At 63.4% G+C, this 15,401-nt stretch carries 18 protein-coding genes; 9 read left to right on the top strand and 9 right to left on the bottom strand.

What is annotated here, in order from left to right; translation table 11 throughout:
- The gene (coxB, locus tag D6201_RS00290; protein ID WP_242447373.1) at positions 1-1,152 is read right to left on the bottom strand and encodes a cytochrome c oxidase subunit II; all 1,152 of its coding nucleotides are present in this window, start codon (positions 1,150-1,152) and stop codon (positions 1-3) included.
- Between the two features lie 172 nt (positions 1,153-1,324).
- Here coxB and pyrE point away from each other — a divergent pair, with 172 nt between their 5' ends.
- From pyrE to ruvX, 8 genes are read left to right on the top strand one after another with little or no spacing between them, the layout of a single operon-like run.
- Positions 1,325-1,903, top strand: coding sequence for an orotate phosphoribosyltransferase (pyrE, locus tag D6201_RS00285; protein ID WP_120046888.1), 579 nt, complete (start codon positions 1,325-1,327; stop codon positions 1,901-1,903).
- Positions 1,900-2,958, top strand: a complete 1,059-nt coding sequence (locus D6201_RS00280; RefSeq protein WP_120046887.1) for a serine hydrolase domain-containing protein — start codon at positions 1,900-1,902, stop codon at positions 2,956-2,958. The genes pyrE and D6201_RS00280 overlap by 4 nt, the downstream gene beginning before the upstream one ends.
- Positions 2,959-2,984: 26 nt before the next feature.
- Positions 2,985-3,740, top strand: a complete 756-nt coding sequence (locus tag D6201_RS00275; RefSeq protein ID WP_120046886.1) for a pyridoxine 5'-phosphate synthase — start codon at positions 2,985-2,987, stop codon at positions 3,738-3,740.
- Positions 3,737-4,141, top strand: a complete 405-nt coding sequence (gene acpS / locus D6201_RS00270) for a holo-ACP synthase (protein ID WP_120046885.1) — start codon at positions 3,737-3,739, stop codon at positions 4,139-4,141. The genes D6201_RS00275 and acpS overlap by 4 nt, the downstream gene beginning before the upstream one ends.
- Positions 4,141-5,028, top strand: a complete 888-nt coding sequence (lepB, locus tag D6201_RS00265) for a signal peptidase I (protein WP_120046884.1) — start codon at positions 4,141-4,143, stop codon at positions 5,026-5,028. The genes acpS and lepB overlap by 1 nt, the downstream gene beginning before the upstream one ends.
- Positions 5,025-6,143, top strand: a complete 1,119-nt coding sequence (locus D6201_RS00260; protein WP_120046883.1) for an AI-2E family transporter — start codon at positions 5,025-5,027, stop codon at positions 6,141-6,143. The genes lepB and D6201_RS00260 overlap by 4 nt, the downstream gene beginning before the upstream one ends.
- Positions 6,136-7,311: a DUF3089 domain-containing protein gene (locus tag D6201_RS00255; RefSeq protein ID WP_120046882.1), complete on the top strand. Its 1,176-nt coding sequence runs from the start codon at positions 6,136-6,138 to the stop codon at positions 7,309-7,311. The genes D6201_RS00260 and D6201_RS00255 overlap by 8 nt, the downstream gene beginning before the upstream one ends.
- Positions 7,290-7,772, top strand: a complete 483-nt coding sequence (gene ruvX, locus D6201_RS00250; RefSeq protein ID WP_120046881.1) for a Holliday junction resolvase RuvX — start codon at positions 7,290-7,292, stop codon at positions 7,770-7,772. The genes D6201_RS00255 and ruvX overlap by 22 nt, the downstream gene beginning before the upstream one ends.
- On the opposite strand, the gene D6201_RS00245 is transcribed toward ruvX, so the two are convergent.
- The 7 genes from D6201_RS00245 to argH all read right to left on the bottom strand — a co-directional run bounded on the left by D6201_RS00245 (position 7,769) and on the right by argH (position 13,573).
- Positions 7,769-8,668, bottom strand: coding sequence for a transposase (locus D6201_RS00245; RefSeq protein ID WP_120046880.1), 900 nt, complete (start codon positions 8,666-8,668; stop codon positions 7,769-7,771). The genes ruvX and D6201_RS00245 overlap by 4 nt on opposite strands.
- Complete coding sequence (locus D6201_RS00240) at positions 8,656-9,624, bottom strand: hypothetical protein (RefSeq protein ID WP_120046879.1); 969 nt, start codon at positions 9,622-9,624, stop codon at positions 8,656-8,658. Before D6201_RS00240 ends, D6201_RS00245 begins: the two co-directional genes overlap by 13 nt.
- A gap of 15 nt (positions 9,625-9,639) precedes the next feature.
- Positions 9,640-9,810, bottom strand: a complete 171-nt coding sequence (locus D6201_RS12865; protein ID WP_165853460.1) for a hypothetical protein — start codon at positions 9,808-9,810, stop codon at positions 9,640-9,642.
- Between the two features lie 98 nt (positions 9,811-9,908).
- Positions 9,909-10,688, bottom strand: coding sequence for a precorrin-2 dehydrogenase/sirohydrochlorin ferrochelatase family protein (locus tag D6201_RS00230; RefSeq protein ID WP_120046877.1), 780 nt, complete (start codon positions 10,686-10,688; stop codon positions 9,909-9,911).
- A 3-nt stretch (positions 10,689-10,691) separates the two neighbouring features.
- Complete coding sequence (gene lysA / locus D6201_RS00225; RefSeq protein ID WP_120046876.1) at positions 10,692-11,954, bottom strand: diaminopimelate decarboxylase; 1,263 nt, start codon at positions 11,952-11,954, stop codon at positions 10,692-10,694.
- Positions 11,955-12,197 (bottom strand): LPS translocon maturation chaperone LptM, encoded by a 243-nt coding sequence (gene lptM, locus D6201_RS00220; protein WP_120049097.1) that lies wholly within the window; start codon positions 12,195-12,197, stop codon positions 11,955-11,957.
- Positions 12,198-12,199: 2 nt separating this feature from the next.
- Positions 12,200-13,573 carry an argininosuccinate lyase gene (argH, locus tag D6201_RS00215; protein WP_120049096.1) on the bottom strand — a complete coding sequence of 458 codons (1,374 nt, stop codon included), beginning with the start codon at positions 13,571-13,573 and terminating at the stop codon, positions 12,200-12,202.
- Here argH and D6201_RS00210 point away from each other — a divergent pair.
- Positions 13,536-14,216 (top strand): TlpA family protein disulfide reductase, encoded by a 681-nt coding sequence (locus D6201_RS00210; RefSeq protein WP_242447372.1) that lies wholly within the window; start codon positions 13,536-13,538, stop codon positions 14,214-14,216. The genes argH and D6201_RS00210 overlap by 38 nt on opposite strands.
- Here D6201_RS00210 and D6201_RS00205 read toward each other — a convergent pair.
- Positions 14,120-15,400: an FAD-dependent oxidoreductase gene (locus D6201_RS00205; RefSeq protein ID WP_120046874.1), complete on the bottom strand. Its 1,281-nt coding sequence runs from the start codon at positions 15,398-15,400 to the stop codon at positions 14,120-14,122. The genes D6201_RS00210 and D6201_RS00205 overlap by 97 nt on opposite strands.
- Position 15,401: the final 1 nt, after the last annotated feature.

Raw genomic sequence — 15,401 nt, 5'->3', positions numbered from 1 at the left:
TCAGGTGGTGGCTTCGGCTTCGGCGGCATCCGCCTCGGCCTCGCCCGTCGTATCGCCTGCTTCGGCAGCATCTTCCGCGCTCTCCGCATCTTCCGCCGCAGCATCGGCCTGCGCAGCTTCTGCAGCGGCGGCGGCCTGGATCTGCGCGCGGGTCTGGCCGCCCGGCTGCGCCTGGACCCACGCATTGTAGTCCTCGAGACTACGCGCTTCGATGGCGATCGGCATGTAACCGTGACGAGCGCCGCACAGCTCCATGCACTGGCCGTAATAGATGCCCTCTTCCTTGATCGTGATCATTTTCTCGTTGATCCGGCCGGGGACGGCGTCGAGCTTGAACCAGAGCGAGGGGATACCGAAGGAATGGATCACATCCGCGCCATAGGTCTGCAGGCGGATAGGCACGCCGACGGGCACGACCATGCGATTGTCGACCGCAAGCTGGTGCGGCTCACCGGCGTCGAGCGCCTCGGCCTCGTCCAGCATGTTCGAGATCACCTCGAACCCGCCATTGTCGACATATTCATAGCCCCAATACCACTGATAACCATTGGCCTTGATCGTGATCGCATCCGCCGGGGGCGTTTCATACTGCCGCGCCAGCAGCGTGATCGAGGGGACGGCGATCACCACCAGGATGATGACCGGGACGACCGTCCAGAGAACCTCGATAAGCGTGTTGTGGCTCGTCTTCGACGGCACGGGATTGGCCCTGCGACGATATTTGGCAATCACCCACAACAGCAAAAAGAGCACGATAAGACTGATACCAGTGATGACCGGTATCAAAACATAATCGTGCATCCACAGCGCGTAATCGCCGTTCTCGGTATATTGCGGCTGAAAGGTCATCGACTGGATCGCATCGTCTTCGAACGCGGTCGGCTGGCCCTTGATCATGTCGGGGCCGAACGGCTCGAACGGCGCGGCGGTGTCGGTGACGACCGGCGCATCGACGGCGGAAAAGTCCTGCCCCGTCGCGGCCTGCGCGTCCTGCGCCGCCTCGTTCGTTTCGACCGGGGAGAGGTTCTCGTCGATCTGCGCCATCGCGCCTTGCGGCATTGCCGTAAAGGCAAAGGCCGCCAGCAGCATGGCGAGGAGAGACAGCTTCTTGCGGACGATATCGCCGAAATTCATTGCGTCGATGCTTTCCATTTGTCGTACCGGACACAGGGCCCGCGCGGCCTCAGGCAGTGGGTCGCATTGCGCGCGCCTATACGCGCGGTTGCCCGATGCCTCAAGCGCATCTAGGGATTTTTTCCAGAAGCTGCCATGCAGTCCTTCGTCCCCTGTTGCCGTATAATCAGAGAGGTAATGCGCGCTTCCCATGACACAAGACGAGGTGCTTGCCGAATTCCGCAAGAGCGGCGCGCTGCTGGAAGGGCATTTCAAGCTCAGCAGCGGGCGCCATAGCGGGCATTACCTGCAATGCGCGCGTGTGTTGATGCACCCGCACCGCGCCGCACTGCTGGCGGAAGCCCTTGCCGAGCGCATTCCCGGCGACATCGTCGATTCGCTGGACGCCGTGGTCAGCCCGGCAATGGGCGGCATCATAATCGGCCATGAAATGGGTCGGGCGCTGCATCTGGATGCGATGTTCCTCGAAAGGCCCGAAGGCAAGTTTCATCTGCGCCGCGGCTTTTCTCTGGCACCCGGTGCGAAAGTGCTGATGGTGGAGGATGTCGTCACCACGGGCCTTTCCAGCCGCGAGGCCATCGCCGCCGTGGGTAGCGAGGGGGGCGAGGTGCTGGCGGAAGTCGCGTTGGTCGATCGCAGCAATGGTTCTGCCGATCTGGGCGTGCCATTCTTTCCTCTGATCGACATCGATTTCCCGACCTATGCGGAAGGCGACGTGCCGGAAGATCTTGCAGCCATCCCCATAACCAAACCGGGCAGCCGGAAGTGAAGCGATCGCTTCTCGCGCTGACGGCCGTGCTGTCGCTCACCAGTTGCGCATCGTTGGAAAACGCTCGCGCGGACATGGATCGGGGCCCCTTCGCCGATGCACTCGACACGCTGGATGCCGCCGGTTTCGCTGGTGATTTCGCCATCATGCTGCCGGGCGAAGTCGACCAGGTGGTGTTCGGGCATGCGGGCGGGGATATCGATAGCCGCGCGATCGAGGGCTGGCCGTGGGCATCGGTAACCAAACAGGTGATCGCGGTGCTGGTGATGCAGAATGTCGAGGAAGGTCGCCTGGCATTGGACAGCGATGTCGGCGCGATCATGCCCCGACTGGCCGGGCGCGGCCTGACTGTCGAAGACCTGCTGCGACACCGAAGCGACCTGCCGAATCCGGACGATACTTCACCAGATACGGCGGGTGTTCCGTCGTTCTACACCACCGAGGCCGAGCCGCTGGCTTTTTGCACCGGCACGGCAGTCGAGCGGCCATCCGATCAGGCGTGGTCCTACAACAATTGCGATTACATCGTGCTCGGCGCGGTGCTGGAGATGGTGTCCGGCGCAAGCCTCGATCTGCAGATCGCGCAAAGCGTCGGCCTGGCTTCGGGTTGGATCAACACGCGATTGCTCGACGCGGACGATTTGCGCGAATTTGCCGGCGCGACCCCGCAAACGGCCAAGCGCATTGCGGGTTATGGCGCTTCGGCGGGGCTTGTCGGTCCGCTCGACGACATGATCGCCTTCGATGGCGCATTGCTGCGCGGCGAACTTCTCAGCGATGCATCGCTGGCCATATTGTGGGAAGGAGATCCGGCGCAGGGGTTCATGGCTCTCGGCCAGTGGGTGTTCGAAGCACCGCTCGCCGGATGCGACACGCCGGTTCGCGTGGTCGAGCGGCGCGGCGCTATCGGCGATTATCAGGTGCGCAACCTCATCCTGCCGGATCGCGGCATCGCGATTGCCCTGGCGACCCGGCAGTCGGAATGGGAGTTCGGAGAAATCTGGAGAGGCTCCGGCCCATCGCATGACGTGCTGTCCGCCGTCGCTTGCGGCTGAACGGCCAAGCGAATAGAGGCGCGGGCATGGCGAACCAACCTCGTAAAAATCCGCTCCGGCTGGGTGTGAACATCGATCACGTTGCGACGATCAGGAATGCCCGTGGTGGCGATCATCCCGATCCGGTCCGCGCGGCGCAGATCGTCGCCGAATGCGGCGGGGACGGGATCACGGCTCACCTTCGCGAGGACCGGCGCCACATTCGCGACGACGACCTCAAGCGTATCCAGGATGCGACCGATCTGCCGCTGAATCTCGAAATGGCAGCGACCGAGGAAATGCTCGCAATAGCACTGCGCCACAGGCCGCACGCCGCCTGCATCGTGCCGGAAAAGCGCGAGGAGCGGACCACTGAAGGTGGGCTCGATGCAGCCGGATTGCACAACACACTAACGTCCATCGTTGGCCCGTTGCAAGACGCAGGTATCCGCGTTTCGCTATTCATCGAGGCTGCCGACCGACAGCTCGATGCCGCCTTGCGCCTGGGCGTACCGGTGGTGGAATTTCACACAGGGGAGTATGCGCATGCCGGGCTCGATGGCGATGCCGAGCGGGTCGCCAGCGAGTTGAAGCGCATCGCCGACATGGCCGCGCTCGCCGCGAAGAACGGGGTCGAGCCGCATGCGGGACATGGCCTCACCTATGACAACGTCCAGCCCATTGCCGCCATCCCGCAGCTCGCCGAGCTGAATATCGGGCATTACCTGATCGGCGAGGCGATCTTCGACGGGCTGGAGCCCGCCGTGCTGAAGATGCGCGAACTGATGGATCTGGCGCGGTGATCATCGGCCTCGGCTCTGACCTCTGCAATATCGAGCGGATCCAGAATTCGCTGGAGCGATGGGGCGATCGCTTTCGCCAGCGCAGCTTCACCGATATCGAGAACGCCAAGGCCGCGCGCCGTCCGCACACGCAGGCAGGCACTTACGCCAAGCGCTTCGCCGCCAAGGAAGCCTTCTCCAAGGCGGTCGGCACCGGGTTCAAGCGCGGCGTTTTCATGAAGGATATCGGCGTGGTCAACGCGCCATCGGGCGCGCCTACGCTTGCCTTGACGGGCGGTGCGGCGGCAAGGCTGGCGGAACTCACACCCGATGGACACGAAGTGGTCGTGCATCTCACGCTTACCGACGACCATCCCTGGGCGCAGGCCTTCGTGATCCTGGAAGCGAAGCCGGTCCGCTGATGGCGAAGGGCGATGCAGACAGGAAGCCGATCGACTGGTGGGCGGAGATACGCTGGCTGGCACTGATGCTGCTCGCCGTGCTCGCCTTCCACACCTTCATCGCCAAGCCGTTTTACATCCCCAGCGCCAGCATGGTGCCGAACATGATGGTGGGGGACCGGCTGGTGGTCAGCAAATATCCCTATGGCTGGAGCTGGGTCTCGGCGAGCTTCCATGTGCTGCCGCGCGGCGACTGGCGCATAGCGCCAGCAACGCCCGAATATGGCGATATCGTGATCGCGGTGCCGCCCAGCAGCGATGAGGATTACATCAAGCGCGTCGTCGCCCTGCCCGGCGATACCATCGCTTTGGTCGACGGCCAGATCATCCTGAACGGAGAGCCGGTCCCGCAGGACATGGAGCCCGCAGTGCGATTGCCGAGCGAACATGACAACATCTGTTCGGGAGCTTTCGGCGAGCCTGTCGAATGCCTCGCGGAATTCGAACCCTACGCGGTCGTGCTGGAGAACGGGGCACGCGTCTATGAGCCACCTACCTATCGCGAAACTCTGCCCAATGGCGCGAGCTATCTCATCATCGACCACATGGAGCAGCGACTGGACAACATGCCGCCCGTTACCGTGCCGGACGGCCACGTTTTCCTGATGGGCGACAATCGCGATCATTCGTCCGACAGCCGCGCGCCCGCATGGTCCGCCGAAACACCGTTCAGCAACGGACTTGGCGGCCCAGTGCCGATTACCGATATCGGCGGGCGAGCGGAATTCGTCACCTTCTCGCTCGACGGATCGGCGACTTACAACCCCCTCAGCTGGTGGGGAGCCTTGCGCGAGGGCCGCGCATGGGACAGCTTGCGCCCCGAGCGCAGGGGAGAGGGTTCCGAATGAGCGACGCGGCGGAAGACGACGAAAACATCGGTGCCAGCCCGGCACGGATTTCCACGCCCGAATTGCGGTTCGAAGCGGCGCGCGCATTCGTCTGGGTTTGCGTGATCGGCGCGGTCGCGCTGGCGGTCTATATTTCGGAAAGCCTGCTCGTCATTTTCGGTGCGATGGTGTTCGCCGCCATGGTCGATGGGGGGGCGCGACTGCTTGGACGGGCCTTGCCTATCGCGCGGGGATGGCGCGTCTCCATCGTCTTGCTCGCCGTTGCCGCCTTTCTTGTCTGGCTGGGCTTCTTCGCCGGTTCGCAGATATCGCAGCAGGCCGCCGAATTTCCCGACATCATCAATCGTCAGATCGGTCAAACCATCGGCTGGCTGCGCGAACAGGGCTTCGCGATCAGCCAGGCGGACGTGCAGGGATTGGCAAGCCAGCTGGCAAGCGGCGCGGGCGCGATCAGCCGTGCAATCGGCGGCGCCATCGGTGGCCTCACCACGGTGGCGCTCATCGTAATCATCGGCATCTATCTGGCAGCGGAGCCACGTCTCTACGAGCGCGGTGTTCGCTGGATGGTCCCGCGCACGCGCCGCGGCGACCTCAATGAGTTGCTCGCACGGATGGGCACGGCGATGCGGCGGCTGATGGCCGGTCGGCTGGTGGGCATGACCTTCGAGGGCATTTTCACCTACATCATGCTGATGGCCTATGGGTGGGTGACGGGAGACGTGATCCCGATGGCCGCGCTGCTGGCCATACTGACCGGCCTTCTTGCCTTCGTCCCCAATATCGGAGCGATCATTTCCGGCGTGCTAATGGTGCTCGTTGGCTTCTCCGGCGGCACGCAGATGGGCATCTACACGATCGTCGTCTATTTCCTCGTCCAGAATATCGATGGCTATCTCGTCATTCCCATGATCGCAAAGAAGACGGTAGATCTGGCCCCCGCCCTCGTGCTCGCATTCCAGCTGATCATGGGCATATTGTTCGGCATTCTCGGCCTGTTCCTCGCCGATCCGCTGCTCGCCATGATCAAGGTGGCGCTGGAGCATCGCGCCCGAGCCAAGGACGCAGAAGACGAGGCAAATGGCGTGACCAACCGACCGGAGACCAAGATTGCGTAAGTTTCTCTATATCATCACGATCCTCGTGGTGATCGTGATCGGCGCGCTGTTCGCCCTGCGCGTCTATGGCGACGAGCTGACCGAGATCACCTTCGTCCCCGATGCCGAATTTGTCGAGCAGGATCCGCTAGCGTCGAACGCCTATCAGGACCCGGATATGTGGTTCAGCCGCCCGGGCAAAGGCGCGCAGAACGATCCGGCGCGATGGCAGCCGGACTTTGCGGAAGAAGCCGGTGCGCAGGGAGAAGGCGTCCCGCCCGCCAATCAGACTGCGGTCACCGATGGTGGTGAGGAAGACGCGCGCTTTGCGGTCTTCTTCGTTCACCCCACAAGCTTCTACGATCGCAACAGCTGGAACGCCACGCTGGACGATGCGGAATCGCAGAACCGCGCAAGGCTGATGGTTCGCGGACTGGCCAGCGCGTTTAACCGGGCGAGCGAGATCTGGGTTCCGCGTTACCGCCAGGCAACGTTCGGCTCCTTCATCACCGACGCTCCCGAAGCCTCGCAGGCTATCGATGCGGCCTATCGCGACATCGAAATGGCCTTCGATTTCTTCCTGGACTCCATCCCCGAAGACATGCCCATCGTCATCGCTGGGCACAGCCAGGGCGGTTATCATGTCACCCGCCTGCTTCAGGAGCGCGTGAACGCAAAGCCACTGCAAGCGCGCATCGCCATGGCCTATCCCATCGGCTGGCCGATCAGCGTGGAGCATGACCTGCCAAGCCTCGGCCTGCCCGCTTGTGCAGCGGCGGACCAGGCAAGCTGCATCATGAGTTACGTCAGCTTTGCAGAGCCCGCCGAACCCGGCCAGCTCCTGCGCCGTTACTCGTCCATCCCCGGCAATGACGGACAGCCGCGCGGCGAAAGCCCGATCCTGTGCGTCAATCCGCTGAACGGCACGCTGAATGGAGACGCCGGCATGGAGGAGAATCTTGGGACATTGGTTCCCGAAGCCGATCTCAGCACGGGCGAGCTCGTCCCGAATGCCGTGCCCGCACGTTGTTCGGACAGCGGAATCCTCCTGATCGGCGATCCGCCGGAACTGGGCCAATATGTCCTGCCCGGCAACAATTACCACGTCTACGACATCCCGCTTTTCTGGCGGAACCTTCAGGAAGACGTGGTGCGGCGAGTGAACGCGTGGACGGCCGACCAGTCCTGACCGAAAACGCCGTAGCTTTTCGCGACGCGCTTCCGAATGGCGGCGTGTTGCTGGGCCTCGACCTTGGCAGCAAGACCATCGGCATGGCGCTGTGCGATGCCGGGTGGAGCTTTGCAACGGCGGGCAAGACTCTCCCGAAGGGCAAATTTGCGCGCGACAAGGCAGCACTGGAAGAGATCGCAGCGGCTCGCAATGTGGCGGGCATCGTCATCGGCCTGCCGCTCAACATGGATGGCAGCGCCGGTCCGCGCGCTCAGGCCAGCCGCAGCTTTGCACGCAATCTTCTTGCGCTTGGCCTGCCGGTGCTGCTGTGGGATGAACGCTGGTCCACCACCAGCGCAGAGCGGGATCTGATCGCACAGGATGTGAGCCGGGCCAAACGTGCCGAGCGGATAGACAGCCATGCGGCCGCCGTCATTCTGCAGGGCGCGATCGATCGGCTGGCAGGCGGCATCCTTTAGGCGTGGACCAATTCGCGGCGCATTCGCGTCGCTTCCCGTGCCACAAGCCTGCTGCCCGAACTCTCCGCACGCCGCCACAGCGCGTCACGCTCCGCCGGGTCGAGCACGCCCGCCTGCGCTTCCAGCGCCACCAGGCGCATGCGATCGCTGGGATGCGCCTTGGCGAAATGCTCCGCTAGATCCAGCGCTTCCGGCCCGCCGAGCCCCGTGGCGATGCGCAGGAAAGTCTCCGTGCCGCCCGCGCTGATCACGCCGGCAATCTCGTCCCGCTCGATATCGAAGCGATATTGGTCGAGCCACCCTTGCGCACCGCCTGCGTGCATGATGTTGATAGAGACCGAGAGGCTGTCCGGGGGCATCTGCGAGTGCACATCCAGATGCGCGCGGTAATGCATCAGCTTGCCCGGATCGAGCGTGGATCGCTCGATGAAACGCAATCCGGCCTTTTCACCGACTGCGCCTGCGACCGCCTCGAAATCGTATTCGTAATAGTCGCTCGCATAGCCTGGGCCGAAATAGCCGAGCGTTAAAAAATCGAAATTGTGATCATGCGGCACTTCGTAGGAAAACGCGGCCTGACCACTTGCGCGAAACATATGCTCGTCCACGCTCGGCCAGAAATTGGCGCGCATGTAGAATTCGCTGCCGAGGGTCGACAGCATCACGACCTGCGGACCGTAATCGCTCGCCTCTTCGGCGGCGCACACGCCGTGCTTCAATTCCTCGACCAAAATGTCGCCCAGAAAGTCGCGATTGTTGCCGAGCTTGCGCAACCACTTCGCGCCATGGAGCAGGCTCTCTTCCTCGTCCGGGCGGAAACCGAATTCATGGAGCGCGGCGATGCAGTCGCCGAGTTCGCAACTTGTATCATCGATGTTTGGGATCACACGGGGCATTGGCTGGCCTCCAGCTCAAGCAGTTCGGGGTGCGTTTCAAGCAGCTGCGCGCGCAGCGCTCCGGCATTGGCGCAAAGAGGATCGTCGCCCCGCCGCGCGATTGTCGTGAGCGCGGTGAAGCCGCAGGATGTGTCCAGCGCGATACACTCGCGCAGGGCCTGCCAGCGCAGCGACGAGTCTTCCCCGCCAAGTGCAATTTGCGCCATTTGCGGAGCGGCGTCAGCTCTCCCCATGCGCCCGAGCAGGGCCACGATCGCTTCTCGCCGACTGCTGGCAATGCGCGCGGCACTGCGATGCAACAGCGCGCCGGTATCCGCATCGTGCACTCGGCTCGGCTGCGGCTCCGCGTCTTCGCGCAGCAATCGAAGGGTCACGAGGCGCCGCTCCACTTCATCCACCACCAGCGCCTCGGTGGCGAGATCGACGGCAAAGCGCCCCCCGCCAGCCAGATCGAGCTTCTGCGTGGAGAACCGCAGCGCCCGTCCGGTTAGCTGGCTGGCATGCACGAGGCGCGCGGTCGCCTTTCCAGCCAGGACGGCATCGTAGCGCACGGCATCGGAGAAAGCGTAGGTCGCAATGTCGAACCTGCCCGGATCGCGCGACTGTATCATCAGTTGCGCCCGACCGGACCGCGCCAGCAGGATTGAAGCGGCATTGCCATCGAACCCGTTCCGAAAGGGCGGATGACCGATAGGGTTCGCTACGATCGCGGCGCAGAAATGCTCCGAAAGCAGCCCCATCAATCGCGAAGCTTCATCTCCGGCAGTGAATATGCTTTCGAGAGTGGCGCAAGCCTCGATGGGCGCACCTGCGCCATATCGACGCAAATCCTCCATCGCCTCGCTCGCGCCGGGTTCCTCGCGCCATGCGAGGCGCGCGGCATCCATCGCGGCCTGGGCCTGGCGCTGCGGAGCCCTGTCGCTCCGCAGCGCCGCGATGAAGGGATGTACGTCCATCGATGGCCCCTGCGATCAGAACAGGCCGGGGGATGGCGGCGCGCTGTCGTAGACGAGCGTCGCGAGCATGATGATCGTGTCGTCATGGCCGGGACCCGGATTGCTCGTGGTCGGGCCGCTGCCGAACATGCCGGTCAGATTGCCAAGGTCCGGCAGGCTCGCCAGATCGATCTTCGGAAGTTTCATAATCGTCTCCATAGTCCCGCCCGGAGAATTCCGGACGTATGAAGACTGCCTTCACCGACATAACGGTGGAAATTAAAACACTGTAATTGTTGCGTTAATTACAATTTTCGTTGCAGAATGACCGTGACGCCTGGGGGCAGCGGCGCTGGCACAGGCAGCGTCAGGCGCTCGGCATCCGCCCGTGCTCTGGCGATGATCGCGGCGGGTATATCCGGATCGCTCACGACCGTGTCGGCAATTCCCAGCAAGCGGGCCTGTCGCAGAGTGAGGTCGTCAGGATCGTCGCTGGTAAGGACGAATTCGAACGCCTGTTCGGGCGTGGTCTGCCCGTCCGCGAGCCAGGCGTCGATCCTGTTTGCGCTATCTGCGTCGAAGGGATCGAGCGAGCCCCCTTCGGTGAGTGCCGCATCCAGCGCCCGGCGACGCTCCGGCATTGTGGGAAATCGATTTCGGATCGCATCGCGTGCAGCAAACAGCTTGTCGGCCAGCGTGCCGAGCGAAGCCGGTAGCAGACGCTCCAGTCGCAAGCGCAACTGCTTGGCCAGACCGGCGGACGCGCCGCCCGTGCCCACTGCGACGAGCACAGGCGTGCGATCGAGGATGCTGGGGGTCGTGAAATCGCACAATTCGGGTCGGTCCACGACGTTGACGAGCAGGCCTGCACAGCGCAGGCGGATGGCATCGGCTTCGCACATGGCGGCATCATCGTGAGCGACGAAGGCCAGGCGCGCGCCTTCGTCCAGGCCCTCCTGCAGCTCCGCGACGACGCGCCCGCCCGCGCGCTCGACCAGTCGGCGCTTGGGTTCCGCCATCTCGCCCGCGCCAAGCACGATCACCGGCTGTCCGGCGATCGTATGGAAGAGCGGCAATTGGCGCATGGCTTAGCCCAGAAAGTCCGGCACGCGCTCGGCATCGGCAATGGCGCCGGGCAGGATGCGATCGGCAACGACGGCAAATTCCGATCCGTCCACCATCACCTCGGCAACGAAGCCGCGGGAATTGTAGCTGCTCGCCATCGTTGCGCCATAGGCGCCCGCCGTGCGGAATACGGCTAGATCGCCGGAGACCAGCGCATCCGTCTCCCGGTCGAGAGCGAATGTATCGCCCGTCTCGCAAATGGGGCCGACGATGTTGGCTGTCATTCGTTCACCGGACGGGGCGACCGCATCGAAATCGTGCCAGGCCCCGTAAAGCGCAGGCCGCGCGAGGTCGTTCATTGCCGCGTCGACGATGACGAAGGGATGGTTGAGGCCACGCTTCACGCGGATGACTTTTGTCAACAGGACGCCGGCATTTCCGGCAATCACCCGACCCGGCTCGAACATGAGCGTCACGTCCCAGTCTGCAGTTATGCGCGCGACCATTGCGCCGTATTCGGCCGGTTCGGGAAAGTGCTCTCCACGACGGTAGGGCACGCCGAGACCGCCCCCCAAGTCCATATGCGTGATCGTGTGACCTTCGCTGCGCAGGCGCGCCAGCATGTCACCCAGTTTCGCAAACGCCGTTTCGAGCGGAGTAAGATCGGATAGCTGGCTGCCGATATGCACCGCCAGTCCGCGCAGCTCGATCCCCGGCAGGCGCGAAAGTTCTGCGAACAGCGCGGGCGCATGGCCGATGGGAACGCCGAACTTATTGTCTGCGCGTCCAGTCGAAATCTTGTCATGCGTTCCCGCATCGACATCGGGATTGACCCGCAGCGCGCATCGCGCGACCTGGCCGCGCGATGCGGCGAGCGCCGCCAGCTCGCGGCCTTCCTCTCCCGACTCGATGTTGAATTGACCTATGCCCGCATCGAGGCCCTGCACCAATTCGGCGTCCGTCTTTCCGACACCGGAAAACACGATATCCTTCGCCGCCATGCCTGCGGAAAGCGCGCGCGCCAGCTCTCCGCCGGACACGACATCTGCGCCATAACCCTCATTGGCCAGCAATCGCAGCACGGCCAGATTGGGATTGGCCTTGACGGCAAAGGCAAGATGCGGCGGCCGCCGCAAACCGGAGAGCGCATCGCGGAAAACACGTGCGTGCCGCGCAAAGGTAGCGCGCGAGTAGACATAGACGGGCGTGCCCACGTCTTTCGAAATACGGGCAAGCGGCACGTCCTCGGCGTGCAGCTCGCCGTCCTTGAGCGTGAAGTGGTCCAATCAGTCCTCCGGCGGGAGATCGAAGGGGTCGTCCTCGCGTTCCTCGCTCTCGCGCCGCAATTCGATGCTGCGCTCCGGCGCGGCCTGTGGCGGCAGCGCGAGCAATTCCTCGGCCTCCAGCGGCTGCTCTGCACCATAGGGGGCGGGCGGAAGCGACTGACCGGCAACGGGTTCCAGATCGGCCTTCTGTCCACAAGCGGAGAGCGCCACACAAATCGCCGTGATTGCGAGAGTTTTCCGCATCGTCATGTCATTCCCAGCCTGTTTCGCGCTTCATTCACCCGATCACGCACTTCATCGGGTGCGGTGCCGCCATAGGATGCTCGCGCCGCGACCGATTCCTCGACTGTCAGCGCTTCGTACACGCTGCTGTCGATACGCGCATCCACACCTTGAAAATCCTCCAATGCCAGTTCGCTGAGTGCGACGCCCTTCGTCTCCGCAAGCTTTACCGCGGCGCCGGTGATGTGATGCGCTTCGCGAAAAGGAATTCCCGCCTCGCGCACCAGCCAGTCGGCAAGGTCGGTGGCGGTGGCGAAACCGAGTTCCGCGGCCTCTCGCATCCGTTTGACCTTGAAATCCGCATCGGCCACCATGCCTGTCATCGCCGCCACGCTGAGCGCCAGAAGGTCCGCTGCCTCGAAAACGGGCGGCTTGTCGTCCTGCATGTCCTTCGAATAGGCGAGCGGAAGCCCTTTCATCGTCATCATCAGCGCGACCAAGCACCCGACTATCCGCCCCGCATGGCCGCGCACGAGCTCTGCGGCGTCCGGGTTCTTCTTCTGCGGCATGATGGATGACCCGGTGCTCAGCGCATCGGGCATGCGAACGAAACTGAAAGGCTGGCTCGCCCAGATGACGAACTCTTCCGCCAGCCGCGACAGGTGCAACGCGCATTGGCTGGCGGCCGACAGGAAATCGAGCGCAAAGTCGCGATCCGACACCGCATCGAGGCTGTTGGCCGTCGGCGCGTCGAAACCCAGCGCCTGCGCCGTCATTTCGCGATCTATGGCGAAGCCCGTGCCGGCAAGCGCCGCGCTGCCCAGCGGGCAATCGTTCAGGCGTTCACGAGCGGTGCGGAAACGGTCCACATCGCGCCCGATCATTTCGTAATACGCCATCAGGTGGTGGCCCAGCGTGACGGGCTGCGCGGTCTGCAAATGGGTGAAGCCGGGCATGATGGTGTCGGCATGATCACCAGCGCGCGAAACCAGGGCGCACTGCAGGTCGTGCAGCGCTTCTGACAGCGTGTCGATCGTATCGCGCACCCAGAGGCGAAAATCCGTCGCCACCTGGTCGTTGCGGCTACGCGCGGTATGCAACCGGCCTGCCACCGGCCCGACCAATTCTGCCAATCGCGCTTCCACGGTCATGTGAATGTCTTCGAGATCCCAATCCTCGGGCACGCCATCGCGCTCATATTCTCTCTCGATCGTGTCGAGCCCGCCCAGGATCGTGTCCGCGTCGTCGTCCGAAACGATGTCGCAAGCCGCCAGCATGGCGACATGGGCGCGGCTGGCTTCCAGGTCCTGCTGCCACAATCGCCTATCGAACGGGATAGAAGCATTGATCTCGCGCATTATGGCAGAGGGGCCCCCGGCAAACCTGCCGCCCCACATCGCATTGGAGGATTTTTCCGTGGCCAAATCGTGCCTTTCCCGTTTCGCCTTTGCCGCGCTCGGCGTCGGCATGCTGGCGGCGTGCGATACCGGGGCGGAGGAAGAGGCGCAAGAAACCGTCGCTGCCGCGGACGAAAGCGAAGCTATCGACCTCACCGGGACTTTGCTGCGCGATTTCGCGGGTGAGCGCATCCCGGCCGTGACCGTAATCGACCCGGATGGTGCCAGGCTGGACCTGCGCGATGTCGACGGGCCGGTGCTGATGAACCTCTGGGCGACCTGGTGCAGGCCATGCGTGGTGGAAATGCCGCTGCTGGACGAATTGGCTGCCGATCTTGAGGGCGAGGTCCGCGTTCTGACGGTCAGCGCCGATCTCAAGGGTGCCGAAGTGGTGCAGCCATTTTTCGATAGGTACGAATTGCCGAACCTGCCACGCTGGATGGACTCCGGAAACGATCTTGCCAACGCCTTCGATGGTGGCCCCCTTCTTCCGCTGACGGTTCTCTACGATGCCGAGGGTCGCGAAGTGTGGCGCATCACCGGCGCTTATGACTGGGCGAGCGCCTCTGCACGAGAGGAAGTGCGCGAGGCCCTTTCGGTTGAAGCCGGCGATGCGCCGGATACTAACCCCAGCGTTTCGTAATCGGGTAGCGGCAGATCCATTCGATCGAGCTGTGCACCAACCAGGCCCGCGACGAGATGCGCTTTCAGTCGTGGGCCAGGCGGGATGCGCGATGCGGGCGCCATGAAAAGGTCACGAAAGACCGCGGGCCAGATCGAGTTCGATTGGAATGGCGGCGTGAACGCCCGGGTCAGCCATTGATACAAGCGGACATGCGATGCACGCAGAGCGAGATAGCGACGCAGCGCAGCTTCGAGATCGTCGCTCTCCCGAATCGCTTGGGCGAGGCCCCAAGCGTCGAGCAAAGCCATATTTGCGCCTTGGCCGAGCTGCGGGCTTGCTGCATGCCAGCTATCGCCGACATGCACGATCCGCTCGCCCGTCGCCGCTGCGCTGGTGCGATGGGCATAGCGAGCGAAAGTCAGCTGTTCGGATTCGGTCAGCTGTGGCTCGATCGCTTCACATTCCGGCCAGAGCCTGCAAACCTCTGCGCGAAAGGCTGCCATCCCCTCCGCTTGCCAATCGGCATGTTCATCACCGCGTAGCGACCAGAAAAACGCCGCCTTGCCCTCACCCACAGGAAGCAGACCGACCATCCGATCGGCCCGGCGATAACGCTGTTCGAGCAGTCGGCCATCGAACACATCTCCTGTGGGCCAGTCGACCGTCGCCCAAAGAGCGCCGAAAGGCAGAACCGCATCGGTAGGGGGGACCAATGGCGAACCTACGCCAAGCGCATCGACAATCAGCTCATGCGGTGGCGATGTCCCGCCATCGTCGAAATCGAGGGTGCGCCCGCCTTTCGCGAGCGAAGTGCCTTTCACCTCGCGGCCAGCACGGGTGACGATGTCCTGCTCTTGCACTGCGCCAAAAAGCGTTTCGAACAAGCTCGCCCGATGGATACCGAGACCGAATGCGCCGAGCAGGCCGAGATGTGCGTAAGCGGCCTCCAACACCGTCTCGCCCTCATTGTTAAGCCCGAGCAGGCCATCGATTTGAGCACCATGCGCCATTACTGCCTGTGCAAGACCAAGTCTGCTCAGCACCGCCATGCCGGTGGGCTGGATCATGAGGCCGCTGCCGATCGGGCGCGCTTCGTCGAAACGTTCGTAGAGGGTGATCCGATGGCCCTGACGATGCAGCAACAGCGCAGCGGAGAGCCCGGCCATGCCGCAACCCGCAATTCCGATATCCAGCGATCTCATG

Origin of the sequence: Aurantiacibacter aquimixticola (assembly GCF_003605475.1) — a bacterium.
Lineage (GTDB): Bacteria > Pseudomonadota > Alphaproteobacteria > Sphingomonadales > Sphingomonadaceae > Alteraurantiacibacter > Alteraurantiacibacter aquimixticola_B.
This window is presented reverse-complemented; position numbering and strand designations above follow the sequence as displayed.